Source organism: Lichenibacterium dinghuense, from assembly GCF_021730615.1.
Classification (GTDB): domain Bacteria; phylum Pseudomonadota; class Alphaproteobacteria; order Rhizobiales; family Beijerinckiaceae; genus Lichenihabitans; species Lichenihabitans dinghuensis.
This window is the reverse complement of the sequence record NZ_JAJLMN010000001.1, coordinates 1592526-1617895: the sequence shown is the minus strand read 5'-3', so window position 1 is coordinate 1617895 and position 25370 is coordinate 1592526. Positions and strand designations below refer to the sequence as shown.

Annotated in this window: 25 protein-coding genes; 14 read left to right on the top strand and 11 right to left on the bottom strand. The window is 74.5% G+C overall.

Annotated features, from left to right (window positions below; translation table 11 throughout):
* Positions 1-118: 118 nt before the first annotated feature.
* The 4 genes from L7N97_RS07790 to L7N97_RS07775 all read left to right on the top strand — a co-directional run bounded on the left by L7N97_RS07790 (position 119) and on the right by L7N97_RS07775 (position 5364).
* Positions 119-2809, top strand: a complete 2691-nt coding sequence (locus tag L7N97_RS07790) for a TIGR02302 family protein (RefSeq protein ID WP_237477751.1) — start codon at positions 119-121, stop codon at positions 2807-2809.
* 146 nt (positions 2810-2955) lie between these two features.
* Positions 2956-3726 carry a hydroxyacylglutathione hydrolase gene (gene gloB / locus L7N97_RS07785; RefSeq protein WP_237477750.1) on the top strand — a complete coding sequence of 257 codons (771 nt, stop codon included), beginning with the start codon at positions 2956-2958 and terminating at the stop codon, positions 3724-3726.
* A 14-nt stretch (positions 3727-3740) separates the two neighbouring features.
* Positions 3741-4172, top strand: coding sequence for a cupin domain-containing protein (locus tag L7N97_RS07780; protein WP_237482104.1), 432 nt, complete (start codon positions 3741-3743; stop codon positions 4170-4172).
* Between the two features lie 19 nt (positions 4173-4191).
* Complete coding sequence (locus L7N97_RS07775) at positions 4192-5364, top strand: aldose 1-epimerase family protein (protein WP_237477749.1); 1173 nt, start codon at positions 4192-4194, stop codon at positions 5362-5364.
* 125 nt (positions 5365-5489) lie between these two features.
* Here L7N97_RS07775 and L7N97_RS07770 read toward each other — a convergent pair whose 3' ends face one another.
* Entirely contained in the window at positions 5490-5678 is a 189-nt protein-coding gene (locus L7N97_RS07770; RefSeq protein ID WP_237477748.1) for a hypothetical protein, read from the bottom strand.
* A gap of 218 nt (positions 5679-5896) precedes the next feature.
* Complete coding sequence (gene cueR, locus L7N97_RS07765) at positions 5897-6301, bottom strand: Cu(I)-responsive transcriptional regulator (RefSeq protein WP_237477747.1); 405 nt, start codon at positions 6299-6301, stop codon at positions 5897-5899.
* Positions 6302-6366: 65 nt separating this feature from the next.
* On the opposite strand from cueR, the gene L7N97_RS07760 reads away from it, so the two are divergent.
* Positions 6367-9021 carry a heavy metal translocating P-type ATPase gene (locus tag L7N97_RS07760; RefSeq protein ID WP_428980967.1) on the top strand — a complete coding sequence of 885 codons (2655 nt, stop codon included), beginning with the start codon at positions 6367-6369 and terminating at the stop codon, positions 9019-9021.
* A gap of 26 nt (positions 9022-9047) precedes the next feature.
* On the top strand, positions 9048-9440 hold the full coding sequence (gene copM, locus L7N97_RS07755; protein ID WP_237477746.1) for a CopM family metallochaperone: 393 nt from the start codon (positions 9048-9050) through the stop codon (positions 9438-9440).
* 28 nt (positions 9441-9468) lie between these two features.
* On the opposite strand, the gene L7N97_RS07750 is transcribed toward copM, so the two are convergent.
* Positions 9469-10401 (bottom strand): DMT family transporter, encoded by a 933-nt coding sequence (locus L7N97_RS07750; RefSeq protein WP_237477745.1) that lies wholly within the window; start codon positions 10399-10401, stop codon positions 9469-9471.
* 61 nt (positions 10402-10462) lie between these two features.
* On the opposite strand from L7N97_RS07750, the gene L7N97_RS07745 reads away from it, so the two are divergent.
* The gene (locus L7N97_RS07745; RefSeq protein ID WP_237477744.1) at positions 10463-10684 is read left to right on the top strand and encodes a DUF2093 domain-containing protein; all 222 of its coding nucleotides are present in this window, start codon (positions 10463-10465) and stop codon (positions 10682-10684) included.
* An 8-nt stretch (positions 10685-10692) separates the two neighbouring features.
* Here L7N97_RS07745 and lpxK read toward each other — a convergent pair whose 3' ends face one another.
* The 5 genes from lpxK to L7N97_RS07720 all read right to left on the bottom strand — a co-directional run bounded on the left by lpxK (position 10693) and on the right by L7N97_RS07720 (position 14827).
* Positions 10693-11676, bottom strand: a complete 984-nt coding sequence (lpxK, locus tag L7N97_RS07740) for a tetraacyldisaccharide 4'-kinase (protein WP_237477743.1) — start codon at positions 11674-11676, stop codon at positions 10693-10695.
* Positions 11673-12965: a 3-deoxy-D-manno-octulosonic acid transferase gene (locus L7N97_RS07735; protein ID WP_237477742.1), complete on the bottom strand. Its 1293-nt coding sequence runs from the start codon at positions 12963-12965 to the stop codon at positions 11673-11675. The genes lpxK and L7N97_RS07735 overlap by 4 nt, the downstream gene beginning before the upstream one ends.
* Complete coding sequence (locus L7N97_RS07730) at positions 12962-13603, bottom strand: lysophospholipid acyltransferase family protein (RefSeq protein WP_237477741.1); 642 nt, start codon at positions 13601-13603, stop codon at positions 12962-12964. Before L7N97_RS07730 ends, L7N97_RS07735 begins: the two co-directional genes overlap by 4 nt.
* 86 nt (positions 13604-13689) lie before the next feature.
* Entirely contained in the window at positions 13690-13947 is a 258-nt protein-coding gene (locus tag L7N97_RS07725) for a DUF4170 domain-containing protein (RefSeq protein ID WP_237477740.1), read from the bottom strand.
* Between the two features lie 61 nt (positions 13948-14008).
* Positions 14009-14827 (bottom strand): inositol monophosphatase family protein, encoded by an 819-nt coding sequence (locus L7N97_RS07720; RefSeq protein WP_237477739.1) that lies wholly within the window; start codon positions 14825-14827, stop codon positions 14009-14011.
* Between the two features lie 362 nt (positions 14828-15189).
* On the opposite strand from L7N97_RS07720, the gene L7N97_RS07715 reads away from it, so the two are divergent.
* Positions 15190-15732 carry a DUF6101 family protein gene (locus tag L7N97_RS07715; protein ID WP_237477738.1) on the top strand — a complete coding sequence of 181 codons (543 nt, stop codon included), beginning with the start codon at positions 15190-15192 and terminating at the stop codon, positions 15730-15732.
* 6 nt (positions 15733-15738) lie between these two features.
* On the opposite strand, the gene mutL is transcribed toward L7N97_RS07715, so the two are convergent.
* Both mutL and L7N97_RS07705 read right to left on the bottom strand, forming a co-directional pair.
* A complete protein-coding gene (gene mutL, locus L7N97_RS07710; protein WP_237477737.1) occupies positions 15739-17646 on the bottom strand; it encodes a DNA mismatch repair endonuclease MutL in 1908 nt (635 codons plus the stop codon).
* A gap of 82 nt (positions 17647-17728) precedes the next feature.
* On the bottom strand, positions 17729-18184 hold the full coding sequence (locus L7N97_RS07705; protein WP_237477736.1) for a GatB/YqeY domain-containing protein: 456 nt from the start codon (positions 18182-18184) through the stop codon (positions 17729-17731).
* Positions 18185-18359: 175 nt separating this feature from the next.
* Between L7N97_RS07705 and carA the strand changes: the two genes are divergently transcribed.
* Both carA and L7N97_RS07695 read left to right on the top strand, forming a co-directional pair.
* A complete protein-coding gene (gene carA, locus L7N97_RS07700) occupies positions 18360-19571 on the top strand; it encodes a glutamine-hydrolyzing carbamoyl-phosphate synthase small subunit (RefSeq protein ID WP_237477735.1) in 1212 nt (403 codons plus the stop codon).
* A 135-nt stretch (positions 19572-19706) separates the two neighbouring features.
* The gene (locus L7N97_RS07695) at positions 19707-20246 is read left to right on the top strand and encodes a hypothetical protein (RefSeq protein ID WP_237477734.1); all 540 of its coding nucleotides are present in this window, start codon (positions 19707-19709) and stop codon (positions 20244-20246) included.
* Between the two features lie 239 nt (positions 20247-20485).
* Here L7N97_RS07695 and L7N97_RS07690 read toward each other — a convergent pair whose 3' ends face one another.
* Positions 20486-21037 (bottom strand): RBBP9/YdeN family alpha/beta hydrolase, encoded by a 552-nt coding sequence (locus tag L7N97_RS07690; RefSeq protein ID WP_237477733.1) that lies wholly within the window; start codon positions 21035-21037, stop codon positions 20486-20488.
* 157 nt (positions 21038-21194) lie between these two features.
* Between L7N97_RS07690 and L7N97_RS07685 the strand changes: the two genes are divergently transcribed.
* The 4 genes from L7N97_RS07685 to L7N97_RS07670 all read left to right on the top strand — a co-directional run bounded on the left by L7N97_RS07685 (position 21195) and on the right by L7N97_RS07670 (position 25343).
* Positions 21195-21449 (top strand): hypothetical protein, encoded by a 255-nt coding sequence (locus tag L7N97_RS07685; protein ID WP_237477732.1) that lies wholly within the window; start codon positions 21195-21197, stop codon positions 21447-21449.
* A gap of 146 nt (positions 21450-21595) precedes the next feature.
* The gene (locus L7N97_RS07680) at positions 21596-22123 is read left to right on the top strand and encodes a Uma2 family endonuclease (protein ID WP_237482100.1); all 528 of its coding nucleotides are present in this window, start codon (positions 21596-21598) and stop codon (positions 22121-22123) included.
* Positions 22124-22241: 118 nt separating this feature from the next.
* Positions 22242-23978: an ABC transporter permease gene (locus L7N97_RS07675; protein WP_237477731.1), complete on the top strand. Its 1737-nt coding sequence runs from the start codon at positions 22242-22244 to the stop codon at positions 23976-23978.
* A 48-nt stretch (positions 23979-24026) separates the two neighbouring features.
* Positions 24027-25343 carry an ABC transporter ATP-binding protein gene (locus L7N97_RS07670; protein WP_237477730.1) on the top strand — a complete coding sequence of 439 codons (1317 nt, stop codon included), beginning with the start codon at positions 24027-24029 and terminating at the stop codon, positions 25341-25343.
* Positions 25344-25370 lie beyond the last annotated feature (27 nt).

Below are 25370 nucleotides of genomic sequence, written 5' to 3'. Positions count from 1 at the left end.
TTCACGGCCGGGGCGCGCCCCGCGCCCGAGTGTCGCCGGGTCGCCGGCGGCACACATTCGCGTTCCGCCCCGTTTCTCCCTAGACTGATGGCGGGTGCGCTGAAACGGGAGTGCGGCCGTGGCGGACGCAGGTGAGAAACGTCGGGCGCTGGACCGGCCCCTCGCGCGGGCGCGGGCCGTGCTCGTCTTCGAACGGCTGTGGCCCGCCGCCGTGGCGGTGCTGGCGCTCGCCGGGCTGTTCCTGGCCGTGTCGTGGTTCGGCCTGTGGGTGGCGCTGCCGCGCGCGCTGCGCGCCGTGGGCGTGCTCGCCTTCGCGGCCGCCCTGGCGGCCGTGCTCTGGACGGCGGCCCGCGGCCGTCTGCCCGGCCGGCGGGACGCGCTGGCGCGCCTCGACCGCGACTCCGGCCTGCCGCATCGCCCGATCTCCTCCGCCGAGGACGCCCTCGCGGACCCGGACGCCGACGCCACCACGCGCGCGCTCTGGGCGCTGCACCAGCGCCGGCTCGAGGCCGCGCTCACGGCCCTGCGGGTCCGCGCGCCCTCGCCGCGCCTCGTGGACCGCGACCGCTACGCCCTGCGGGCCGGCGCGCTGCTGCTCGCCGCGGCCGGCGCCTTCGCGGCCGGCCCCGACCGGGACGGGCGCCTCGCCGCCGCCTTCGACTGGTTCGGCGCCGGCGCGCCCGCGGCGGGCTTCCGGCTCGACAGCTGGATCGATCCGCCCGCCTATACGGGCCGGCCGCCGGTGGTCCTGTCCGGGGCCGGCGCGCCCCCGGCGTCGGCGGACGGCGCCCCCGCCGTTGTCGCGGCCCCGGTGGGATCCACCGTGGTGGTCCGGGCGGCGGGCGCGGGGAAGGTCGAGGTCGCGGCCGAGGGGGGCGTCACCGCCGCGCCCGGCCCCGACGCCGCCCCCGACAAGCCGGCCCCGCAGGCGGGCGCCGACGCCGCGACCGAGCGGCGCTTCAAGCTCGGCGGCGACGGGCGGGTCACGGTGAAACGCGACGGCGCGGCCCTGGCCTCCTACGACCTCCGCGCCATCCCGGACCTGCCGCCCACGATCGCGCTCGACGGCCGGCCGGTCCGCAACGCCCGGGGTTCGATGACGCTGCGCTACACGGTGGGCGACGACTACGGCGTCGTGTCCGCCGAGGCGCTGCTGTCCGACCCGATCGTGAACGGCACGCCCGTGACCGGCCGCACGCTGGTGCCGCCGCCGAAGCTGCCGTTGGCGCTGCCGGCGGCGGCCCGCGGGCTCGGCAAGGGCGAGACCACCGCCGACCTCGCCGACAGCCCCTGGGCGGGCGCGACGGTGACCATGGTGCTCGCCGCCCACGACGAGGGCGGCAACACCGGCCGCAGCGCGCCGACCAGCGTGGTGCTGCCGGCGCGCGGCTTCAGCCAGCCGCTGGCGCGCGCCCTGGTCGAGCAGCGGCGGAACCTCGTGCTCGACCCCGACCACCGCGACGGCCTCGACACCGCGCTCGACGCGCTGACGCTGGCGCCGGACGTGTTCGACATCCCCCCGCCGGTGTTCCTCGGCCTGCGCACCGCCAAGACGCGGCTCGACGAGGCCCGGACCGACGAGGACCTGATCGGCGTCGCCGACCTCCTGTGGGCCATGGCGCTGCAGATCGAGGACGGCGACCTGTCGAAGACCGAGGCGGACCTGAAGGCGCTCCAGGCGGAGCTGAAGGACGCGCTCGCCCGCAACGCGCCGCCCGAGGAGATCAAGCGCCTGACCGACGCGCTCCGCAAGCAGCTCGACAAATACCTGGCCGAGATGGCCCGGAAGGCGGAGTCGCAGCAGCGCGCGGACCGCCAGGATCCCAACGCGCGCACCCGCACGGTCACGCCCGACCAGCTCCAGCGCATGATCGACCGCATGGAGCAGGCGATGAAGGACGGCGACGTCGCGGAAGCGCAGCGCATGCTCGACCAGCTCCGCGGCGTGCTCGACAACCTGAAGACCGCGAAGCGGCGCTCGAATGCCCAGCAGCAGGCGCAGCGCCAGATGGACCAGTCGATGCGCGACCTCGACCGGATGACGCGCGACCAGCAGGCCCTGCGCGACGACACCTTCAAGAAGGGGCGCGAGGACCGCAAGGCGCAGGGCGACGGCGACGACGGGGACGCGCAGGACAACGGCGACCAGCCCGATGCGGGCCAGCAGGGCGACGGCAAGCAGGCGGACGGGCAGGGGGGCGCCGACGGCGCGCCGCAGGACGGGGCCGGGCAGCAGGGTGGCCAGATGCCGGGCGGCCAGGGCCAGAAGGGCGGCGCCGGCTCGGGCGGGCAGGGCGGCGACCTCGGAGGCCGCCAGAACGCGCTGCGCCAGAGGCTCGGACAGCTTCAGAAGCAGATGCGGGACCTCGGGCTCGAAGGCGAGAAGGGCTTCGACGCCGCCGGCAAGGCCATGAAGGAGGCCGAGAGCGCGCTCGGCGAGGGGCAGGGCGGCACCGACCGCGCGGTGGAAGCGCAGGGCCGCGCGCTGCGCGGCCTGCAGCAGGGCGCGCAGGGCCTGCAGAAGCAGATGGCGCAGCAGGGCCAGGGCCAGCAGAACGCGCAGGACGGCGAGGGCGACGACGACGGCACCGGCGGCCCGAACGGCCAGCGGACGGACCCGCTCGGCCGCCCCCGCCGCGGGCAGGCCGACATGGGCGGAAACTCCAACGACCCCGACGGCCGGACGGTCGGCGCCAGCCCCGGCGCCCGCGCCCAGCAGGTGCTGGAGGAGCTGCGCCGCCGCCTCGGCGACCCGTCGCGCCCGCAGGCCGAGCAGGACTACCTGGAGCGGCTGCTGCGCCGGTATTGAGCGGGGCGCGGGGCCGGCGCGGGCCCCCCGCCCGAATTTCCGGACCCCGTGCCGATCCCGCACACCTTTCCGCGCGTTGTGCGGTGCGGTCGGCCGCGGGACGCTGTAGTGGCGTCGGCTCGACGCTTCGAGCCGAGGACGCGCGCATGACGGCCCACTTCCACCAGTTCCCCTGCCGATCCGACAATTACGGCGTGCTGGTGCACGATTCCGCGACGGGCGCCACGGCCGCCATCGACGCGCCGGAGGCCGGCGCGGTGCTCAAGGCGCTGGCCGAGACGGGCTGGACCCTGACCGACATCCTGGTGACGCATCACCACGCCGACCACACCGACGGCATCCCGGCCCTGAAGGCGAAGTTCCCCAAGCTGCGGGTGGTCGGCCCCGCCGCCGAGGCGGCCAAGATCGGCGGCGTCGACCTCGGCGTGAAGGAGGGCGACGAGGTGCTGGTGGGGCACCTCGAGGCCGCGGTGCTGGCGACGCCGGGCCACACGGCCGGTCACGTCGTCTACTGGTTCGAGGAGGCGGGCGCGCTCTTCGCCGGCGACACGCTGTTCTCGCTCGGCTGCGGCCGGGTGATGGAGACCCCCATGGCGACCATGTGGGACTCGCTGCTCAAGCTGTCGCAGCTCCCCGGCGAAACGCAGGTCTACGCGGGCCACGAATACACGGTGTCGAACGCGAAGTTCGCCCTGTCGGTGGAGCCCGACAACGCCGTGCTGAAGGAGCGCGCCGGCGAGGTCGAGCGGCTGCGCGCCGCCGGTCACCCGACCCTGCCCACCACCCTGTCGCTGGAGCTCGCCGCGAACCTCTTCCTGCGCTGCGCCGTGCCGGCCGTGCAGGCCGCGGCGGGGCTGCCGGGCGGCGATCCGGCCGAGGTCTTCGCCGTTCTGCGCGAGCGGAAGAACCGCGCGTGAGCGGCCTCGCCGCCCTGTCGGCCCGCGAGGTCGTCCGCCTGCTCGACCTCGCGCCGCACCCGGAGGGGGGGCACTACCGCGAAACCTTCCGCGACCCGGCCTCGGGCGCCGACGGTCGGCCGCGCTCGACCGCCATCCTGTTCCTGCTGGCCGGGGACGAGGTGTCGGAATGGCACCGCGTGGACGCCGCCGAGGTGTGGCACTGGCACGCCGGCGCGCCGCTGGTCATCACCCTGTCGCCGAACGGCCACGACGCCGCGGCGCACCGGCTCGGGCCGGACCTCCGCGCCGCGCAGAGCCTCCAGCTCGCCGTGCCGGCGCACTGCTGGCAGACGGCGGCGAGCCTCGGGGCCTGGACCCTGGTGGGCTGCACGGTGGCGCCGGGCTTCCGCTTCGAGGGGTTCGAGCTGGCGCCGCCGAACTGGCGGCCGATGCCCCGTCCATAGCGTCGCGAGGGGAAACATCATGGTGGACCTCTACGGGCGGCCGTCGTCGCGCCTCGACCTCGCGCGCCGCACCGGCAGCCTCGCGGCCTTCGCGGGCGTGCGTCTGGTGACGCTCGGCGACGGCGTCGAGCGCGGCGTCAGGGTGCTGGAGTTCCGCACCGGCACCGGCCTCGCCTTCGACGTGCTGGTGGACCGCGGGCTCGACATCGGCGCCTGCGAGCACAGCGGCCGCGCGGTCGGCTGGCAGTCGCCGACCGGCTTCCGCCACCCCGGCCTCCACGAGACCGAGGGCGAGGGCGGGCTCGGCTTCCTCCGGAGCTTCTCGGGCCTGCTCGTCACCTGCGGGCTCGACCACGTCGGCTTCAACGCCGAGGAGCCCGCGCCGCAGTACCACTACGGCCCGCGCTCCACCGTGAGGCACACGATCCACGGGCGCGTCGGCACCGTGCCGGCGCGGCTCGGCGGCTACGGCGAGCGCTGGGACGGGGACCGCTGCACGCTCTGGTGCGAAGGGCTCGTGCGCCAGTCCGCGGTGTTCGGCGAGGACCTGCACCTCCACCGCCGCATCGAGGCCGAGGTCGGCTCGGACGAGATCCGGATCCGCGACCGCGTGGTCAACCACGGCTTCTATCGCACGCCGCACATGCTGCTCTACCACCTCAACGTGGGCTACCCGGTGCTCGACGAGGGCGCGCGCTTCCTTGCTCCCGTGGCGGACGTCGTGATGGCGTCCCACGCCGGGGACGCCTACCGCCGGCAGGGCGTCGGCTACCGGACCATGCCGGCGCCGCGGGACGGGGTCTCGGAGCAGGTGTGGGAGCACGACCTCCGCGCCGACGCGGCCGGCCGCGTGCCCTACGCGGTCGTCAACGACGCGCTGGGGATCGGCCTCGCCGTCGAGGTCGTCAAGGCGCAGCTGCCCTGCTTCACCGAGTGGCAGCACTTCCAGGCCGGCGCCTACGCGCTCGGGATCGAGCCGGGGACCAACCACGTTCCGGGCCACGCCTTCGCGCGCGAGCGGGGCGAGCTCGCCATGCTCGAACACGGCGAGGAGCGGCGCTACGACCTGACGCTGCGCGTGCTCGACGGCGCCGGGGCGATCGCGGCGGCCGAGGCGCGGATCAGGGCGGTGGGCGGGCAGCCGGAGGAGGATTATCCGGAGCCGTCGGGGGTGTTCGCCGCGCTGCGGTGAGGGGTGCCTTCGCGGAGCGACAGTCGATCTGCATCTCAGCCACGGAGTCAAAGTCTCGCCCACCTGAAAGCCGCAGCGGCGATCGCGACGACCAGAATGATTGTCGACAGCCAGAAGATCGGCATTCACCAGAGCTCGATGCCCGGATGAACATGCCCCGTGGCGACGAACTCCGTATGCATCCGGCTGGCATCGTCCAGGTATATCAGCACCGGGACCAAGAGCACGATCCTGAGGGCGAGGAGAGTCGGATTCAGCGCCGCGAGAGCAGCAAGGACGACGAGCCCGCCGTTGACGACGTCGAAGCGGCCCACGTCGGATGGGTGGCAGGCCCCCACCAGCAGGGCCCATCTGACCGCGTCCCACAGGCCCCCGCATGCCTTGCCTGCCGTCTCTCCGACGAGGTAGTCGGCCCGCGCGATGGCCAGGATGATCGCGAGGCCGACGGCTGCGGATGCTACGGTGTAGCCGCGCCCTCGACGGACAGTCGCACCGGGGCGCGGTCCTGGACGGCTCGCTCGGCCTCGACCAGTCATTCTCGGGACGCCCCGCACCCGGCCAGCCCCTCGATGATCGGGCAGTCCGGCCGCCCGTCCCCGGCGCAGCCGTCGGCGAGCCGGTGCAGCGTCGCCACCATGTCGCGCAGACCGGCGATCCGCTCCTCCAGCTCGGCGACGTGGTCGAGCGCGATGCGCTTCACCTCGGCGCTCGTGCGGCCGCGGTCGCCCCACAGGGCCAGGAGGTCGCGGATGCGGTCGATCGAGAAGCCGAGGTCGCGGGCGCGGCGCACGAACTTCAGCCGCTCGACGTCGTCGGCCGAATAGTCGCGGTAGTTGCTGTCCCGCCGCTCCGCCGGCGCGACGAGGCCGATCGCCTCGTAGTGGCGGATCATCTTAGCCGAAGCGCCCGAGGCCCGCGCGGCCTGCCCGATCTGCATCCCCGCATCCCCGCGAAAGCCCCTTGACCCTCCCATGATGGGAAGGTCCAGGCTCCGCGGCAAGGATGACATCCATGACTCACGAGCATCACCACGACCACGGGGCGGGCTGCGGCTGCGGTTCCGCACCGGCCGCGCCGACGGCCGCCAAGGACCCGGTCTGCGGCATGACGGTGGACCCTTTGACGACGCCCCACCACGCCGAGCACGCGGGCGCGACCTACCACTCCTGCTGCGCCGGCTGCCGGACCAAGTTCGAGGCCGACCCGGACAAGTATCTCGCCCCGAAGGCGAAGGACCCCGTCTGCGGCATGACGGTGGACCCTTCGACGACGCCCCACCATGCCGAGCACGCCGGCGTGACCTATCACTTCTGCTGTGCCGGCTGCCGGACCAAGTTCGAGGCTGACCCGGACAAATATCTCGCCCCGAAGGCGAAGGACCCCGTCTGCGGCATGGTGGTGGACCCTTTGACGACGCCCCACCACGCCGAGCACGCGGGCACAGCCTACCACTTCTGCTCGGCCGGCTGCCGCACCAGGTTCGAGGCCGACCCGGACAAATATCTGTCGCCGGCGCCGCGCGCGGAGGCGCCGGCGCGCCCCGGCACAGTCTACATCTGCCCGATGGACCCCGAGGTGCGCCAGGACCATCCCGGCGCCTGCCCGATCTGCGGCATGGCGCTGGAGCCCGAGGAGGTGTCCGCCGAGGCCGGCCCCAACCCCGAGCTCCTCGACATGCGCCGCCGCGCCTGGCTCGCCGCCGCGGGCGCGGCGCCCGTCGTGGCCCTCGCCATGGGCGAGGACCTCCTCGGCGCCCGTTTCCCGGTCGGCGGCCAGCTGTCGAGCGCGATCCAGCTCGTGCTGGCGAGCCTCGTCGTGTTCGGGGCCGGCTGGCCCTTCCTCCAGCGCGGGTGGGCGTCGCTGCGTACGCGCCGCCTCAACATGTTCACGCTGGTGATGATCGGCACGCTCGGGGCCTGGGCCTACAGCGCGGTCGCGACGCTGGCGCCCGGCCTGTTCCCGCCCGCCTTCCGCGGGCCCGACGGCGCCGTGGGCGTTTATTTCGAGGCGGCGGCCGTCATCACCCTGCTGGTGCTGGTCGGGCAGGTGCTGGAGCTGAAGGCGCGCGACAGCACCTCGACGGCCATCCGCGGGCTCCTCGACCTCGCGCCGAAGACCGCCCGCCGCATCGCGCCGGGCGGCGCCGAGGCCGACGTCGCGCTCGACGCGGTCCGGGTCGGCGACCGCCTGCGCGTCCGCCCCGGCGAGGCCGTGCCGGTCGACGGCACGGTCGAGAGCGGCGAGGCGAGCCTCGACCGGTCGAGCGTCACCGGCGAATCGATGCCCGTGACGGTGCGGGCCGGCGACGCGGTGATCGGCGGCACGCTGTGCCGGGGCGGCGGCCTCGTGATCCGCGCCGACAGGGTCGGGCGCGACACGCTGCTCAGCCGTGTCGTGCAACTCGTCGCCCAGGCGCAGCGCTCCCGCGCGCCGATCCAGCGCCTAGCCGATCGGGTGTCGGGCTGGTTCGTGCCGGCCGTGCTGCTGGCCGCCGCGGCGGCCTTCGCGGCCTGGATGGCGCTCGGTCCCGAGCCGCGCTTCGCCCACGCCGTGGTGGCGGCCGTGTCGGTGCTCATCATCGCCTGCCCGTGCGCGCTGGGCCTCGCCACCCCCATGTCGGTCACCGTGGGGATGGGGCGTGGCGCCCGCGCCGGCGTGCTGATCCGCGACGCGGAAGCGCTGGAGCGGCTGGAGAAGGTCGACACGGTGGTGCTCGACAAGACCGGCACGCTGACCACGGGCGCGCCCGTGGTGTCCGGCATCGCCGCGGCGGACGGCGTTTCGGAGGACGAGGTGCTGCGGCTCGCCGCCGCGGCGGAGCGCGCGAGCGAGCATCCCCTGGCGCGGGCGATCGTCGACGCCGCCGCGGAGCGCGGGCTCGACGGGCCGGCGGCCGAGGGCTTCGAGGCGCCGGCCGGCCGCGGCGTCGCGGCGCGCGTCGCCGGCCGGGCCGTGGTGGTCGGCTCGGAGCGCTTCCTCGCCGAGCGCGGCGTTGAGGTGCGGGACCTGGCCGCGGCGGCCGAGGCCTTCCGGGCGCGCGGCGCCACCGCCGTGCTGGTGGCGGTCGACGGGCGGCTCGCGGGCGCGCTCGGCGTCGCCGACGCGGTCCGGCCCGACAGCGCCGCCGTGGTGGCCGCGCTCAAGGCCGAGGGCCTGCGCGTGGTGATGCTGACGGGCGACAGCCTCGCCACAGCGCGGGCCGTCGCGGGGCCGCTCGGCATCGACGAGGTCCGGGCCGACGTGCTGCCCGACGCCAAGGCGGCCGTCGTGGAGGCCCTGAAGCGCGAGGGACGCTCGGTCGCCATGGTGGGCGACGGCGTCAACGACGCCCCGGCCCTGGCGCTGGCGGACGTCGGCGTCGCCATGGGCACGGGCGCCGACATCGCGATCGAGAGCGCGGGCGTGACGCTGCTCGGCGGCGACCTCGCGGGGATCCTGCGCGCGCGGCGCCTGTCGCGCGCCACGCTCGGCAACGTCCGCCAGAACCTCGCCTTCGCGTTCCTCTACAACGGCATCGGCGTGCCGGTGGCGGCCGGGGTGCTGTACCCCGCCTTCGGCCTGCTGCTGTCCCCCATGATCGCCGCCGCCGCCATGGCGCTGTCTTCCGTCAGCGTCATCGGCAACGCGCTGCGCCTCCGCTCCGCCGACCTCGGCTGAGCCCACACCCAGGAAAGCCCTCACCCATGACCAGGACGACCGTCCTCGCCGTCGCCATCCTGTGCGGATCCGCCGGCGCCGCCCGCGCCGCCGAGCCGATGGCGATGGACCACGGCGCCATGAAGCCAGCCGCCGCGGCCCCGCCCGCGGGGGCGCAGACCCCGGCCGGCAAGGCCTACGCGGCCGCCAACGACGCCATGATGAGGAACATGGACGTGAAGCCCTCGGGCGACGCCGACCGCGACTTCGCGGCCATGATGCTGCCCCACCACCAGGGCGCGATCGACATGGCGAAGGTGGAGCTGCGCTACGGCCGCGACCCCGTGCTGCGCAGGCTCGCCGCCGACATCGTCGCCGCGCAGGAGAAGGAGATCGCCGAGATGCGCGGCTGGCAGGAGAAGCACGCCGGGTCGCGTTGACGGGGCCTCGGGCGGAGCGCCGCGGCGGTCAGGCTCCGGGATCGACGCTCGGCGCCGCGCCGCGCCCCCGCTCGCGCCCGAGCAGGTAGAGCCCCGAGCCCGTCACGATCGCGGCGCCCGCCGCGGTCCAGCCGTCCGGCAGGGCGCCGAAGACGAGCCAGCCCAGCGCCGCCGCGCCGAGCAGCTGGGCGTAGAAGAAGGGCGCCAGCGTCGAAGCCGGCGCGCGGCGGTGGGCGAGGATCATCAGCCAGTGGCCGAGCGCGCCGAACAGGCCGAGGCCGAGCAGCACCGGCCACACCCGCGCGTCAGCCGGCGCGCGCCACACGAGGGGCAGGGCGGGCGCCGTGGCGGTGGCGCCGACCGCCCCCGTCCAGAACAGCGTCGTCAGCGGGGGATCGCGCGGCGCCAGCATGCGGGTCGCCAGCGCGTAGCCGCTGTTGAACAGCGCCGTGAGCCCGGCGAGCAGCATGGCGGCGTCGAGCGCGCCCGACCACGGCCGCGTGATCACCAGAACGCCGGCGAAGCCCACCGCCACCGCCGCGAGCCTGTGGCGGCCCGGCCATTCGCCGAGCAGCGGGCCGGCCAGCAGGGCGGTGAACAGCGGGGCCGCGAAGGTGATGGCGGTCGCCTGGGTGAGCGGCAGGCGCCGCAGCGCGAAGAAGGAGGTGAGGGTCGCGGCCACGACCAGGAGCCCGCGCGCGACCTGCAGCGCCGGGCTGCGGCTCCTCCCCACGCGGCGCGGCGAGCCCGCCGGCTTCCAGGGCCCGCAGGCGGCCGCCACGAAGGCGAAGGACACGAGGTAGCGCATCGCCGCGGTCTGCACGGGATCGCCGCCGGTCCCGTTCACCCACTTGGCCGAGGCGTCGAGGCAGGCGAAGCAGCCGACGGCGCCGAGCAGCAGCAGGATGCCCGTGCCGACCTCCTCGCCTCCCGCCGAGGGAGCTGCCGCCGGCCTGTTCAACGGGTCGCGATCGGCGTAATCACGGCTCGAGCCCACCCCACCCCCCATCGCGTTTGGTGCCATGAACCGCTACGAGCGCCGCCCCGTCGCCGCCACCGAGGCCGAGCTGGAATACGGCGACGGCGAGTTCCGCGTCATCCGGCCCGGCTCCTTCGTGCGCTGCGGCGTCACCGGCGTGCCGATCCCCCTCGACGACCTGCGCTACTGGAACGTCGCCGCCCAGGAGGCCTACGCGTCGCCGCAGGCCAAGCTGGCGCGGCTGGGGATCAAGCTCGGGGGCTGAAGCGCCCCTCACGCGCCCACGAGCCGGCCCAGCATGTCGGCCAGCGTTTCGGGGTCGTCGAAGGCGAGGCGGATCGGCAGCGCCGCGGCGGGGAAGTCGGCGGGCAGGCGCACGCGGTCCTTCTCGGTCGTGACGAGCGCGGCGCCCGCCGCCGCGGCGGCCGCGAGGAGCGCGTCCCGCTCCGCCGCCGTGAAGGCGTGGTGGTCCGGGAAGGCCCGCGTCCCCGCGACCTCGAGCCCCGCCTCGGCCAGCGTGTCGAAGAACTTCTCCGGCCGGCCGATCCCCGCGAAGGCGAACAGGCGCCGGCCGGCGAGCGCGCCGAGCGCCCGCGCGTCGGGCTCGACCGCGGCGCGCAGCACCGGCAGGCGCCGCAGGCCCGCCTCGGCCGCGACCGCCCGGCCCGGCTCGCCCGCGCCCACCACGACCACGAGGTCGACCGTGCCCCATTGCCGGGCCATCGGGGCCCGGAGCGGCCCCGCCGGCAGGCAGAGCCCGTTGCCGGTCCCCACCGCGCCATCCACGACCGCGATCCGCAGGTCCTTGGCGAGCGACGGGTTCTGCAGCCCGTCGTCCATCACCAGCACCGTGGCGCCGGCCGCGAGTGCGGCGCGGGCCGCGGCGGGGCGGTCCGCGCCGACGTAGCAGGGCGCGACGCGCGCGAGCAGCAGCGGCTCGTCGCCGACCGCGCCCGCGCCGTGCCGGGCCGGGTCGACGCGCACCGGCGCCGCGGCGCCCGCGCCGCCGTAGCCGCGCGACAGCACGGCGGGCTCGTGGCCGGCGGCGACGAGCTGGCGCAGGATCTCGGCCGCGACCGGCGTCTTGCCGGCGCCGCCGGCCGTGAAGTTGCCGACGCAGACCACGGGCACGCCGGCCCGCTCCCCGGCCCGCGCCATGCGCCGGGCCGCCACGGCGCCGAGGATCGCGCCGACCGGGGCGAGCGCCCGCGCCGCGAGGCCGGGCCGCGCCCGCCACCAGAAGCCCGGCGCCCTCATGCCCGCACGCCCGCGGGCACGGCCGGCAGGTAGGGCGACAGCGCCGCCATCGTGCGCGCCGTGGCGCCGCAGCGCGCTTCCACGGTCTCGGCGGCGGCGCGCGCCATCAGGCGGAGCTGAGCGGGGTCGCCGAGCAGGGTCGCGACCGCCTCGGCGAGGTGCGCGGCGTCGCCGACTTCGGCCGCGCCGCCGGCCGCGTCGAGCGCCGGATAGACGTCGGAGAAGTTCGCCGTGCGGGGCCCGTGCAGCAGCGCGCAGCCGAGCCGCGCCGGCTCGATCGGGTTCTGGCCGCCGCCGGGGAGGCACAGCGAGTTGCCGACGAAGACCAGCCCGGCGGCGCGGTACCACAGGCCGAGCTCGCCCAGCGTGTCGGCCACGTAGAGCGCGGTGGCGGCGCCCGGCGCCTGCCCTCGCGAGCGCGCCGCGCAGGCGATGCCGCGCCGCTGCGCGTCCGCCAGCAGCGCCGGTCCGCGGCGCGGCTGGCGCGGCGCGATCACGGTCAGGGCCTCCGGCACGTCGCGGCGGAGCAGCGCGTGGGCGTCGAGCAGGGCCGCCTCCTCGCCCTCGTGGGTCGAGGCCGCGACCCAGAGCGGGCGCGGGCCCACCGCCGCCGCGAAGGCCGCGAGCGCCTCGGCGTCGGCGGCCGGCGGCGGCACGTCGTATTTGAGGAGGCCCGTCACGGCGACGCGGCCGGCCCCGAGCGCGCGGAAGCGTTCGGCGTCCGCCTCGGTCTGGCACAGGCAGAGCGCGGTGCGCTCCAGCAGAGCGCCGATGAAGCCCGGCGCCCTCGTCCAGCGCCGCGCCGAGCGCTCCGACATGCGGGCGTTGACGAGGGCGAGCGGCACGGCCGCGCGGTGCAGCGCTTCGACGAGGTTCGGCCAAAGCTCGGATTCGGCCAGCACGGCGAGGTCCGGGCGCCAATGGGCGACGAAGCGCCGGACCGCGCCCGGCAGGTCGAGCGGCACGAACTGGTGCAGGGCGCCCGCCGGCAGGCGCGGCGCCAGCACCCGCGCGGAATTCACGGTGCCGGTGGTCACCAGCACGCCGAAGCCCCGCGCCAGCAGCGCGTCGACGAGCGGCAGCAGCGACACGCCCTCGCCGACGCTGGCGCCGTGCAGCCACACGAGCGGCCCCGCGGGCCGGGGGCGCGAGGCGCGGCCGAGCCGCTCGCCGATCCGCGCCGCGTCCTCCTTGCCGGCGCGGAGGCGCCAGCCGAGGAAGGGCCGGCCCGCGGGCTCGACGGCCGCCGTGAGGCCGCGGTAGGCGGCGAAGAGGGCCGAGGCCGTCACGCGGCGATCCGAGGGGCGCCCGGGTCCCGCGAGCCGACGAGCGCGTAGGCGCGGGCGTGGACGGCGTCGAGGCCGCGCTCGACGGCGAGGCGTGCCGCTTCGAGCGCGCCCTCGTCGGCGTCGCGCGCGACGCGCACCGGCTCGCCCAACACCATGGCGCCGCGGCCGAAGGGTTTGCCCATGCTGGCGCGGTCCCAGGAGCGGAAGTCGAATCTGCGGCTCGTCACCACCGCGATGGGGTAGATGGGGCGGCCCGTCATGCGGGCCAGCGCCACGATGCCGGGGCCGCAGCGGCGCGACACCTTGGGCACGTCCGCCGTCATGCAGACCGTGCTGCCGGCGTGGAGCGCCCGCGCCATGGCGCGCAGCGCCGCAGCGCCGCCATGGCTGCGAATCTTGTGCGCCGCGTGGCCGCCCGAGCCGCGGATCGGCTCGACGCCGAGGCGCCGCAGGATCGTGGCGTTGATCTCGCCGTCCTCGTGGCGCGAGATCAGCGCCGCGATCCGGGCCCCCTTCGGCCAGGCGTAGTGCACCATGAAGTGCTGGCCGTGCCACATGGCCACGATGGCGGGCAGCTCGGGCGCGATGCGGGCGACGAAGTCCTCCGGCTCCTGCACGAAGCCGACCGTGCGCCGCACGAGGCCGAGATAGGCGCTGCCGACCGCGCCCGCGGCCGCGATGAGGGGCCTCGCGCGGCCGATCCGCTTGACGGCGAGCGGCGTCCTCAGGGCTGCGCCGCCGGGGCGGCGCCGGCGGGCGCGGCCGGGTCGAGGAAGCGGTGCAGGTGCACCACGAAGTAGCGCATGTTGGCGTTGTCGACGCTCCCCTGCGCCTTGGCCCGCCAGGCCGAGACCGCGGAAGCGTAGTTCGGGAAGATGCCGACGATGTCGAGCTTCGCGGGGTCGCGGAACTCGGTGCCGCCGATGTCGACGAGCTCGCCGCCGAACACGAGGTGGAGCAGCTGCTTGTTCTGCGGTTCCATGTCTTCAGCTCCTCGGCCCTTCGGGCCGTCTTGCGCCTTGGTCGGCGTGGGTTGAACGGCGTCAGCCGCCGGCGCCGAGCGTGCGCCGCCCGGCCGCGAGGAGGGCGCCGTGGAGGTTCGGCCCGGCGGCGTAGAGCGTGCGGTGGCGCGGCACCCGCGCGTTGTAGGTGATCGGCCGCCCGTCGACGGCGGTGAGGCGCGCGCCGGCCTCGTGCAGCACGATGTCGACGCCGGCGAGGTCCCAGTCGTGCGCGTCGGGCGAGGCGATCGCGGCGTCGAGCGCGCCCGACGCCACCGCGGCGAAGCGGCAGGCGAGCGACGGGATGCGGGGCACGAGCGCGACCGGCACGGCGCGGGCGAGCGGCTTGATGAAGCCCGCCGGCGCGGACAGGCGCGCCCCGTCGAGCTCCGCGCGGGACGTGACGGCGGCCGGGCGGCCGTTGAGCCGCGCGCCGGAGCCCAGCGCCGCCGCGTAGGTCTGTTCCAGCGCCGGGGCGTGGACCACGCCCGCGACGGGCCGGCCGTAGCTCACCAGCGCCACCGACACGGCCCAGTGCGGGTCGCCGGCCGCGAAGGAGCGGGTGCCGTCGATCGGGTCGACCACGAGGACGTGGTCGTTGAGCAGCCGGTCGAGGTCGTCGGCGGTCTCCTCGCTGAGCCAGGACGCTTCCGGCACGGCCGCGCGCAGGCGGTCGTGGAGGTAGCGGTCCACCGCGAGGTCGGCTTCCGTGACGGGCGAGCCGCCGGCCTTGAACTCGACGCGCGCCGCCGTCTCGGCGCCGGGGCGGAAGAACCGCATCGCCGTGTCGCCGGCGACCTCGGCCGCGTCGAGGAGGAGGGCGAGCACCGCGCGCGTGTCGGAGGGGGAGATGGGAGCCACGGCGCCGATCGCGTGCGGGGAGGGGAGGGGCCGATCGGCCGTGTCCGACGCTTAAACGCGCGGGGCGGGGCGCGCAAGCGCGGGGGACGCCGGGCCGCGATGGCGCGGATGCGAACCGTCGCGGCGACGGTTTCGACACCATGCGCGGCGACAGATCGGTATCGGCGCCGTTTCATCGAAGCTTAAGCACGCCCGTTAGCGCTTTCGGCCCGAACATGAACCTAAGTTGACTGCAACGGAGGGCGATGACCCACCCAAGAGCCAGTAAGGCGACAACAACGGTCCGGTAACGCTGTCGCGGAACCTCGGATCGGAGCGTCAGGGCCGTGCAGCCGGCCGGAACAGTTCAGAGGCGTCACCCCATGTCCAATGCTCTCGCCGCCGGCCTCTTCGACCGCATCGCCGACCGGGTCGGCGCCGCCCCCATCCAGGCCGCGGACGGCCGCGCCGACGACCGCCGCCGCTCCGTGCTGCTGTCCCGCGAGCGGGTCACCATCGACCGCAGCTACCGCGGCATCGCGATGCGGCTGTCCGTGCCGGTGTCGGCCTACCGGGGCGTCTGCGTGGCCGTGCGGGCGGGCGAGAACGGCGGCTTCGTCTACGAGCTCAGCCTGTCGCACCGCGACCCCGACCTGTCGGTGCTGCTCAGCGAGAACCGGGACGAGAGCCGCATCTGGGCGGACTGGCGCGCCTCGGCGGGCTTCTTCGGCCTGCCGGCCCTGGTCGAGCGCAACGACGGGCCGGAGGTGTGGGGCGCGCTGCCGGGCGCGGGGCAGGCCCCCGGCGGCGCCTGCGACCGCCGCGTCAAGCGCCGCCGCCGCCCCGGCATCGTGGCGCGCCGCGCCGTGCGGCCCGAAGCGCTCGGCACCGTGCACCGCGAGGACGAGATCATCGCGCGGGACTGAGGGCGCTCACCGCCGCCCGAACAGCCGCTCGACGTCCGCGAGCTTGAGCTCGATCCAGGTCGGGCGGCCGTGGTTGCACTGGCCGGAGCCCGGCGTGCGCTCCATCTCGCGCAAGAGCGCGTTCATCTCGTCCGGCTGCAGCCGCCGCCCGGCCCGCACCGAATGGTGGCAGGCCATGGTCGCGAGGTAGTGGTCGAGCCGCCGCTCCAGCGGCACCGTGCCCCCCTCGGCCTTGATGACCTCGGCGAGGTCGCGCACGAGCCGGGCCGTGTCGCCGTTGCCGAGCGCGGCGGGCACCTCCGTCACCGCCACGGCGCCGCGCCCGAAGGCCTCGACGCCGAGCCCGAGCCCCGACAGAGCCTCCGCCTCGTCGAGCAGCGCCGCCGCGTCGTCGGGCGGCATCTCCACCACCGCGGGGATCAGCATCATCTGCCGGCCGATGCCGCCCGAAGCGCGCGCTTGCTTCAGGCGCTCGTAGACGAGGCGCTCGTGGGCGGCGTGCTGGTCGACGATGATGACCCCGTCGCGCGTCTGCGCCAGGATGTAGGTCTCGTGGAACTGGGCGCGGGCGGCGCCGAGCGGCGCGTCCTCGTCGGCCACGGCCACCTCGGCCTCCGGATCCGCTGCGCGAACCGGGGCGGCGGGGGGCGCCGAGGGCTCCACCGCGAAGCTCGCCTGCGGGCCCTCTTCGAGGCCCCGCGAGGGCGCGAAGCCGCGCGGCGCGCCGTAGCCCCGCGGGTCCGCCGGCGCGCCGAAGGTGCGGCGCGGCTCGGCGGGTGCGCCGGGGGAGCGGCTCGCGTCCCAGCCGCCCGCGGGCCGCGCCGGCGCCTCGTGGCTCATCGCGGACGCGCGCGCTGCCAGCGCCTCGACGGTGCGGGCGCCGCCCGTGGTCGAGGCGCGGTGGAGCGCGCCCGACAGCGCGTCGCGCACCGCGGACACGACGAGGCCGCGCACGAGGTTCGAATCGCGGAACCGCACCTCGGCCTTGGCGGGATGGACGTTGACGTCGACGGCGCGGGGCCCGCAGCGGAGGTCGAGCGCCACCACGGGGAAGCGGTCGCGCGGCACGTAGTCCATGTAGCCGGCGTAGAGCGCCGAGGTGAGCAGCTTGTCGCGCACCGGGCGGCCGTTGACGAAGAGGTACTGGCCGTCGCGCGTGCCGCGGTGGAAGGTCGGCAGGCCGACGAAGCCCGAAAGCTCCACGCCCTCGCCGTCCGGCGAAGCGCGGGAGGCCCGCACCGGCAGGGCGTTCAGCGCGAAGTCGTCGCCGACGATCTGGCAGATGCGGGTGAGCCGCCCCTCGTCGTCGTCGGCGCAGGCGAGGTAGTCGAAGCCGACCGTGGGGGTGCCCTCGAGGCTGAGGTGCACGGCGGGGTTCGCCATGGCGAGGCGGCGCAGCGCGTCGGACACCGCGGTGGCCTCCGCGCGGTCGCTCTTCAGGAACTTCAGCCGCGCCGGCGTGGCGCCGAACAGGTCGCGCACCTCGACCGTCGTGCCGGGGGAGCGCGAGGCCGGCCGGACCTGCGACACCGCGCCGGCGTCCACCGTCACGGCGTGGGCGAGGCTCGAAGCCGCGGTGCGGCTCACGATGTCGAGTCGCGCCACGGATCCGATGGAGGGCAGGGCCTCGCCGCGGAAGCCCAAGGTGGAGATGTCGAGGAGGTCGCCGTCCGGCAGCTTCGAAGTGGCGTGGCGCTCGATCGCGAGGGCGAGGTCGGCGGCGTCCATGCCGGAGCCGTCGTCGGTGACGCGGATCAGGGCGCGGCCGGCCGATTCGATCCGGACCGCGATGCGGCGTGCGCCGGCGTCGAGCGCGTTCTCGACGAGCTCCTTGATGGCCGAGGCCGGCCGCTCCACCACCTCGCCGGCGGCGATGCGGTCGATCAGGATCGGGTCGAGGCGGCGCACCGGCATGGGCGAGATGTCGGACGGCGCCGGAGAGGCGTCAAGGCTCGAGAGACCCTTCTCCCGTGGAACGGGAGAAGGGAGCCGCGCATCACCCGAGCTTCGCCAGCATCTCCTTCACGATGCCGCTGGCCTGGCCGAAGTCGATCCGCCCGGCATGCTTGGTCTTCACGGCGGCGATCACCTTGCCCATGTCCTTCGGACCGGCGGCGCCGACCTCGGCGATGGCTTCGGCGATGGCGGCGCGCGTGCCCGCCTCGTCCATCATCTGCGGCAGGAACTCGCTCAGCACCGCCACCTCGTCGCGCTCCTGCGCGGCGAGCTCGTCGCGGCCCGCCGCCTCGTAGGCCACGATGGAGTCCTGGCGCTGCTTCACCATCTTGCGCAGCACGGCCTGCTCGTCCTCCTCGGTCATCTCGCGCCCCGCGCCGCGCGCCTCGATCTCGCGGTCCTTCATGGCGGCCCCGATCAGGCGGATCGCGCCGAGGCGCTTCTTGTCGCCGGCCTTCATGGCCTCCTTCATGAGGGTGGGGAGCTGTTCGCGCATGGGAGCCTCCTTCGGGGCGCCGCCGCCGGCCGCGCGCGATTGACCCTCGGGAGGGCTGCCTCTAACGATGCGGCGCATAGCGACATTGTGACGAGGGCGGGAGCGAGGACGGCGCCGGCGGATCGAACCGCCGGACGCCGGCGTCGACCGCCGGAACGCGGGGTGTGACACGGCGATGAGCGACGGACAAGACGCGTTGACCGGCTGGGCCGACCCCGTGCCGACCGCCCTGCTGGTGCTGGCCGACGGCACGGTGCTGGAAGGCTCAGGCTTCGGGGCCACGGGCGCGGCCGAGGCCGAGGTCTGCTTCAACACCGCCATGACGGGCTACGAGGAGATCCTCACCGACCCGTCCTATTCGGGCCAGATCGTCACCTTCACCTTCCCCCACATCGGCAACGTCGGGGTGAACGACCAGGACGAGGAGACGCTGGGCGCGACCGAGAACGGCGTGCGCGGCGTGGTGCTCCACGCCGCCATCACGGCGCCCTCGAACCACCGCGCCAAGGCGGCGCTCGGCGACTGGCTCGCGGCGCGGGGCATCATCGGCATCGGCGGGATCGACACCCGCGCGCTCACCGCGGTGATCCGCGAGTCCGGCATGCCCAACGCCGTGATCGCCCACGACCCGCAGGGGCGCTTCGACCGCGAGGCGCTGAAGGCGCGGGCGGCGGCGTTCCGGGGCATGCAGGGCACCGACCTCGTGCCCGACGTGACCTCGGCCGAGCGCTCCGACTGGGACGAGACGGTGTGGAGCCTCGCGTCCGGCTTCGGCCGCCAGGACGCGCCGAAGCACCGCGTCGTCGCCATCGACTACGGGATCAAGCGCAACATCCTGCGCCTGCTCGCCGACGCGGGCTGCGCCGTCACGGTCGTGCCGGCCTCGGCCTCGGCCGAAGACATCATGGCGCTGGAGCCCGACGGCGTGTTCCTGTCGAACGGCCCCGGCGACCCCGCCGAGACGGCGCGCTACGCCGGCACGGTGATCCGGGAGATCGTCGACCGCCGCGTCCCGACCTTCGGCATCTGCCTCGGCCACCAGCTCCTGGCGCTGTCGCTCGGCGCCAAGACCGTGAAGATGCACCAGGGCCACCACGGGGCGAACCACCCGGTGAAGGACCAGGAGACGGGCCGCGTCGAGATCGTGTCGATGAACCACGGCTTCGCGGTCGACCCCGGCACGCTGCCGCCCGAGGCGGTGGAGACCCACGTGTCGCTGTTCGACGGCACCAACTGCGGGATCAGCCTGTCGGACCGCCCGGCCTTCTCGGTGCAGTACCATCCCGAGGCCTCGCCCGGCCCGCACGACAGCCACGGGCTGTTCCGGCGCTTCGTCGGGATGATCGAGGCCGACAAGGCGAGCGGCAAGCTGCGCGGCGCCCGCTGAGGGGGCGAATCGCCGCCGCCTCCGGGCGGCGGGCGAGGCGCTGAAGCGCGGCTGAACGGCGCGCTCAGGGCGGGTTCAAGGTGGGGCGCGCAGCCTTCCCGGGTCCGAAAGGATACAGGGAAGAAGGTTGAGAAGATGTCAAAGCACATCGCGTTTCTGAGTGCCGCCCTCCTGGCGGGCTCCGTCCTGCCCGCCGCCGCCGCCGACTATTACGGCGGCTACGACGGTGGCGACCGCCCGCTGAGCTACCACAGCCGGGACGACGTCTACCTCGACGGCGGCCGCGCCCGCATCGAGCACCGGCAGGACCTGGGCCCCGCCGAGGGCTACCGCCGCGCCCCCGGCCCGGTCGTCTTCGACGAGCGCGGGCCCGAGCGGCGCTTCGACGGCTACGGCTACGGCGGGCCGGGGTTCCGCCGGCCGGTCGCGGCCGAGGGCTTCGGCTACGGCCGCCCTCCCGCGTTCATCCCCCGCGCCGACCGGCCCATCGGCGGCGCCTTCGGCTACGGCGGCGGCTACCGCCCCGCCGCGGTGGCGGTCGGGCCCGTCGAGGGGGAGGGCTACGGCGCGGGCTACGGCGGCCCCGACGAGGGCTGCACGGTCGAGCGGGCGCGCTCGATCACCCCGGCCGGCTGGGAGAAGACCGTCACCCACCGCACCTGCTACCGGCGCTGAGGCGCGCCAAAGCTCGCACAAAGGTTTGAACGGCCATACCGGCCGCGGAATGCGGGCTCGACGCTGAACGTCCCCCTTCCCCTGCAGGGGGAAGGTGTCTCGGCCGCAGGCCGAGACGGATGGGGGTAGGCGGCGCGCACCGCCTCCCGCGCGACGCCGTCCACCCCACCCGGCGCCCTTCGGGCTCCACCCTCCCCTTGCAGGGGAGGGACTCGGGCAGGGTCAGGCCGAGCGCCGGCTCACAGCCGGCTCAAAAATCCCCCGAAGGTCATCAGCCCCTCGGGCCAGGGGCCGTGGCCCGACTCCACGTTGATGTGGCCGGCGTTGCCGGCGTCGACGAAGGCCGAGCCCCAGGCGGCCGACAGCGTCGCGGTCTCCTCGATGGTGGAATAAGGGTCGTCGTGGCTGCCGACGAGGAGGCTGCGGCAGGTCAGCGGGTCGGTCGGGTAGGGGCGGAAGGCGGGGTCCACCTCCGCGATGCCGATCAGCGTGGTCTCGCTCGGCGGGGCCACCAGGAAGGCGCCGGCGATCCGCTCGCCGCCGGTGAGCGCCAGGGCGCGCACGAAGGCGATCACGCCGAGGCTGTGGGCGACCGCCACCACGGGCCGCTCGCAGCGCGCGACCGCCTCGGCGATGCGCGCCTCCCAGTCGGCCGCGACGGGCCGGTCCCAGTCGGCCTGCTCAACCCGCACGGCGTTGGGCAGCTTCGCCCCCCAACGGCTCTGCCAGTGGTCGGGGCCGGAGCCGCCGAGGCCCGGGATGATGAGGAGGTCGGCGTCGCGGCTGCGCATGGAGGGCCTTGGGGTCCGTTGTGATCGGGTGGAGCGGCACGACCTTGCCGCGCCGTGCCCCCGCGTGTCGAGGCGCGACGCTCGCGCCCGCCCCTGCGGAAACAGGGATGGAACCCGGGCGTTCCACCGATCCGGAGCCGCCCGAAGGATCCCGCCCATGAGACCCGTCGCCCTCGCCCTGGCCTGCCTGGCGCTGCCCGCCGCCCCCGCGATCTCGCTGGCCCAGACCGCCAACGTCAGCCCGACCTCGCCCGGCGGCGCCAGCCCCGGCGCCACGATCCGCACCCCGCCCTCGGGCTCGACGGCTCGGCCGAACCCCGGCCAGCCGCAGATCGGCGCACCGACGCCGACCGAGCAGCATTATGAGCACAAAGCGGAGAAGGCCGCGACCTCGGTCTGCAAGGGCTGCTGAGCGGGAAACGCGGGTGGGTGGAACCGTGCCGCGTGCCGCGCACGTGGCCTGCGCCGGTTTGGCCCTCGCCCGGAACGCTGGTAGCCTCACGCCCGGTCCCGATCCGCGAAGCCGGAGGTGACGCCGTGCAGCAGCCCGAGCCGAGCATGACCGTCGAGGATTTCCTCCTCTGGGCCGAGGCGCGGCCGGGCCGTCATGAGCTGGTCGACGGGCAGCCCCACGCGATGGCGCCGGAGCGCGTCGGCCACGCCGAGGCGAAGTTCGCGGCCCAGACCGCGCTTCGGCAGGCCATCGTCCGGGCCGGCGTGCCGTGCCACATGCTTCCCGACGGCGTGACGGTCCGCATCGACGCGCGGACCGCCTACGAGCCTGACGCGCTCGTCTACTGCGGGGCACGGCTGTCACGGAACGCGACCGTGGTGGCAGCACCCGTGATCGTCGTCGAGGCGCTGTCGCCGAGCGCGGGCTTCTTCGACCGCCACGGCAAGCTCGCCGGCTATTTCACGCTGCCGAGCGTCCAACACTATCTGATCGTCGACATCGATCGGCGCATGGTGATCCACCACGAGCGCGACGGCGACGCGCTCCGCACGCGCCTCTTGCCGTCCGGCCCGCTGCGCCTCGATCCGCCCGGCCTCGAGCTGACGGTGGAGGACCTGCTCGGGCCGCTCTGACGCCGGCGGGGAACTGCCTGGAGCGCCGCCTCCGCGTCATCGCATTGTCACCCCGATCCAACATGCGATAGGGAGCCTCAGCGCCCTCTAAGGCGCGCCCTCCCACACGGTTCCCCGCATGGCGTCAAAGTTCGTGGCCTTCACGTCCCTCGGCCGGCGCGCCCTGCCGAACCAGTGGGACCTGATCGCGCTGTCGCTGATCTTCGGCCTGTTCGTGCTGATCGTGCACGGATCGCGCGGCATGGTCGTGCCGCTGCCGCCCGCCGACGCCCCCGCCATCACGCTCGACTACGCCGACCTCCCCTATTACGCGCTGCGCACCACGCTGCGCATGTTCCTGGCGCTCGCCGCCAGCCTCGCCTTCACGCTGACCTACGCGACGCTCGCGGCCAAGAGCCGGCGCGCCGAGACCGTGCTGATCCCGCTGCTCGACGTGCTGCAGTCGGTGCCGATCCTCGGCTTCCTGTCCTTCACGGTGACATTCTTCCTCGGCCTGTTCCCGGGCTCGACGCTGGGGGCGGAGCTCGCCTGCATCTTCGCGATCTTCACGAGCCAGGCCTGGAACATGGCCTTCTCGTTCTACCAGTCGCTGCGCACCGTGCCGGGCGACCTCCAGGAGGTCAGCGAGGGCTTCCGCCTGTCGCCCTGGCAGGCGTTCTGGCAGCTCGAGACGCCCTTCGCCATGCCGGGGCTGATCTACAACACGATGATGTCCATGTCGGGCGGCTGGTTCTTCGTGGTGGCGGCCGAGGCCATCACGGTGGGCGACACGACCATCAAGCTGCCGGGCATCGGCTCCTACCTCGCCACCGCCATCGACCAGAAGGACATCGCCGCCGTGCTGGTGGCCGTGGCCGTGGTGCTGGTGGTGATCCTGCTCTACGACCAGCTCGTGTTCCGGCCCATCGTGGCCTTCTCGGATAAGTTCAAGGTCGAGCTGTCCGCGTCCCAGACCGTGTCGAAGTCCTGGGTGCTCGACCTGCTCGCCCGCACGGTCTGGGTGCGCCGCGCCGCCGAGCCCGTGACCCGCGCCTTCGACTGGTTCACCAGCCTCCGGCTCGACCTGCCGGGCCTGCGCCTGCGCCGCGCGGAGCCGTCGCGCGCCGCGACCCTCGCCGTGGACCTGCTGTGGTTCGCGGCCATCGGCGTCATCGCGGCCTACGGCGCCTGGCAGGCCGTGCAGTTCATCGCCACCACGCTCAACTGGGGCGACGTGCTCCAGACGGTGGGGCTGACGCTGATCACCATGGTACGGGTGATCGTGCTGCTGATCATCGCCAGCCTCGTGTGGGTGCCGATCGCGGTGTGGATCGGGCTCCGGCCCCGCATCGCCGAGCGCGTGCAGCCCGCGGCCCAGTTCCTCGCCGCATTCCCGGCCAACGTGGTCTTCCCCCTCGCGGTGGTGGGCATCCTGACCTTCCACCTCGACCCCGACATCTGGCTGTCGTTCCTGATCATCTTCGGGACGCAGTGGTACATCGTGTTCAACGTCATCGCGGGCGCCGCGGCCTTCCCCAACGACCTGCGCGAGGCGGCCACCAACTTCCGCATCTCGGGCCTCGCCTGGTGGTTCAAGGTGATGATCCCCGGCATCTTCCCCTACTACGTCACGGGGGCGCTGACGGCCTCGGGCGGCTCGTGGAACGCCGCCATCGTGGCCGAATACGTGAAATGGGGGAACGACAAGGTGTCGGCCTCCGGCATCGGCGCCTATATCGCCCAGGCCACGGAGGCGGGCGACTTCCCCAAGATCGTGCTCGGCGTGGCGATGATGTCGATCTTCGTGATCCTCTACAATCGCCTGCTGTGGCGCCCGCTGTTCAGCTACGCCGAGCGCCGCCTGCGCCTGAGCTGACCCGCCCCGGCCCCGCCCCAGAACGCCCTCCCGAACAGGACACCCACCATGCTCGAAGAAGCCAAGGGCGGCCCGCTGCTCGAAGTCCGCGACGTGTCGCAGCGCTACAAGGGGGGCGCCGAGGACGAGGCCCCGGCCGTGCTCGACGGCGTGTCCACCACCCTGTCGCGCGGCGAGATCGTCGGCCTGCTCGGCCGGTCGGGCTGCGGGAAGTCGACGCTGCTGCGCATCGTGTCGGGGCTGATCCGCCCGTCCTCGGGCGAGGTCGTGTACCAGGGCCACAGGGTCGAGGGGCCGGCCGACGGCGTCGCCATGGTGTTCCAGAGCTTCGCGCTCTTCCCCTGGCTGTCCGTTCTGGAGAACGTCGAGATCGGCCTCAAGGCGCTGAAGATCGCGCCCGACGAGGCCCGCCGCCGCGCGCTGGCCGCCATCGACCTCATCGGCCTCGACGGCTACGAGTCGGCCTATCCGAAGGAGCTGTCGGGCGGCATGCGCCAGCGCGTCGGCTTCGCCCGCGCGGTGGTGACCCACCCCAACATCCTGCTCATGGACGAGCCCTTCTCGGCGCTCGACGTGCTCACCGCCGAAACGCTGCGCTCGGACCTCATCGACCTGTGGAGCGAGGGCCGGCTGCCCATCAAGTCGATCCTCATGGTGACGCACAACATCGAGGAGGCCGTGCTGATGTGCGACCGCATCCTGGTGCTGTCGTCGCATCCCGGGCGCATCGCCTCCGAGATCCGGGTCACGCTGCCCCACCCGCGCAACCGGCTCGACCCCGTGTTCCGCCAGCTCGTCGACAACATCTACGCGCTGATGACGCGCCGCCAGACGTCCAAGCAGCCCGGCAAGGACGGGCTGTTCCCCGGCACCGGCATCGGCATGGTGCTGCCGCGCGTGTCCACCAACTCGCTGGCCGGCCTCATCGAGGAGGTCGCGGCCGAGCCCTACAACGGCCGGGCCGACCTCCCCCACCTCGCCGACTCGCTGCAGATGGAGATCGACGACCTGTTCCCCATCGCGGAAACGCTGCAACTCATGCGCTTCGCCGAGCTGGAGGATGGCGACATCAAGCTCACCACCGCCGGGCGGCGCTTCGCCGACGCCGAGACCGACGCCCGCAAGAAGCAGTTCGGCGACCACCTCATCGCCTACGTGCCGCTGGCGGCGCGCATCAAGCGCGTGCTCGACGAGCGCCCCTCCCACGTCGCCAACGCGACGCGCTTCCGCGAGGAGCTGGAGGACCACATGAGCGAGGACTACGCCGAGAAGACGCTGCGCTCCGCGATCAACTGGGGCCGCTACGGCGAAGTCTTCGCCTACGACGAGGACAACCGCTCCTTCTCCCTCGAAAACCCGACCTGACGCGCCCTCCGGACCCCCTTGGCGCGC

What these genes read in the sequence shown, in the direction of transcription:
- lpxK (WP_237477743.1), bottom strand. Translation starts at nt 11,676, where the DNA reads ATGAGGGCGCCGGGCTTCTGGTGGCGGGCGCGGCCCGGCCTCGCGGCG.
- L7N97_RS07695 (WP_237477734.1), top strand. Translation starts at nt 19,707, where the DNA reads ATGTCAAAGCACATCGCGTTTCTGAGTGCCGCCCTCCTGGCGGGCTCC.
- L7N97_RS07760 (WP_428980967.1), top strand. Translation starts at nt 6,367, where the DNA reads ATGACATCCATGACTCACGAGCATCACCACGACCACGGGGCGGGCTGC.
- L7N97_RS07705 (WP_237477736.1), bottom strand. Translation starts at nt 18,184, where the DNA reads ATGCGCGAACAGCTCCCCACCCTCATGAAGGAGGCCATGAAGGCCGGC.
- L7N97_RS07745 (WP_237477744.1), top strand. Translation starts at nt 10,463, where the DNA reads ATGAACCGCTACGAGCGCCGCCCCGTCGCCGCCACCGAGGCCGAGCTG.
- L7N97_RS07775 (WP_237477749.1), top strand. Translation starts at nt 4,192, where the DNA reads ATGGTGGACCTCTACGGGCGGCCGTCGTCGCGCCTCGACCTCGCGCGC.
- L7N97_RS07725 (WP_237477740.1), bottom strand. Translation starts at nt 13,947, where the DNA reads ATGGAACCGCAGAACAAGCAGCTGCTCCACCTCGTGTTCGGCGGCGAG.
- mutL (WP_237477737.1), bottom strand. Translation starts at nt 17,646, where the DNA reads ATGCCGGTGCGCCGCCTCGACCCGATCCTGATCGACCGCATCGCCGCC.
- L7N97_RS07690 (WP_237477733.1), bottom strand. Translation starts at nt 21,037, where the DNA reads ATGCGCAGCCGCGACGCCGACCTCCTCATCATCCCGGGCCTCGGCGGC.
- L7N97_RS07675 (WP_237477731.1), top strand. Translation starts at nt 22,242, where the DNA reads ATGGCGTCAAAGTTCGTGGCCTTCACGTCCCTCGGCCGGCGCGCCCTG.
- copM (WP_237477746.1), top strand. Translation starts at nt 9,048, where the DNA reads ATGACCAGGACGACCGTCCTCGCCGTCGCCATCCTGTGCGGATCCGCC.
- gloB (WP_237477750.1), top strand. Translation starts at nt 2,956, where the DNA reads ATGACGGCCCACTTCCACCAGTTCCCCTGCCGATCCGACAATTACGGC.
- L7N97_RS07715 (WP_237477738.1), top strand. Translation starts at nt 15,190, where the DNA reads ATGTCCAATGCTCTCGCCGCCGGCCTCTTCGACCGCATCGCCGACCGG.
- L7N97_RS07685 (WP_237477732.1), top strand. Translation starts at nt 21,195, where the DNA reads ATGAGACCCGTCGCCCTCGCCCTGGCCTGCCTGGCGCTGCCCGCCGCC.
- L7N97_RS07670 (WP_237477730.1), top strand. Translation starts at nt 24,027, where the DNA reads ATGCTCGAAGAAGCCAAGGGCGGCCCGCTGCTCGAAGTCCGCGACGTG.
- carA (WP_237477735.1), top strand. Translation starts at nt 18,360, where the DNA reads ATGAGCGACGGACAAGACGCGTTGACCGGCTGGGCCGACCCCGTGCCG.
- cueR (WP_237477747.1), bottom strand. Translation starts at nt 6,301, where the DNA reads ATGCAGATCGGGCAGGCCGCGCGGGCCTCGGGCGCTTCGGCTAAGATG.
- L7N97_RS07680 (WP_237482100.1), top strand. Translation starts at nt 21,596, where the DNA reads ATGACCGTCGAGGATTTCCTCCTCTGGGCCGAGGCGCGGCCGGGCCGT.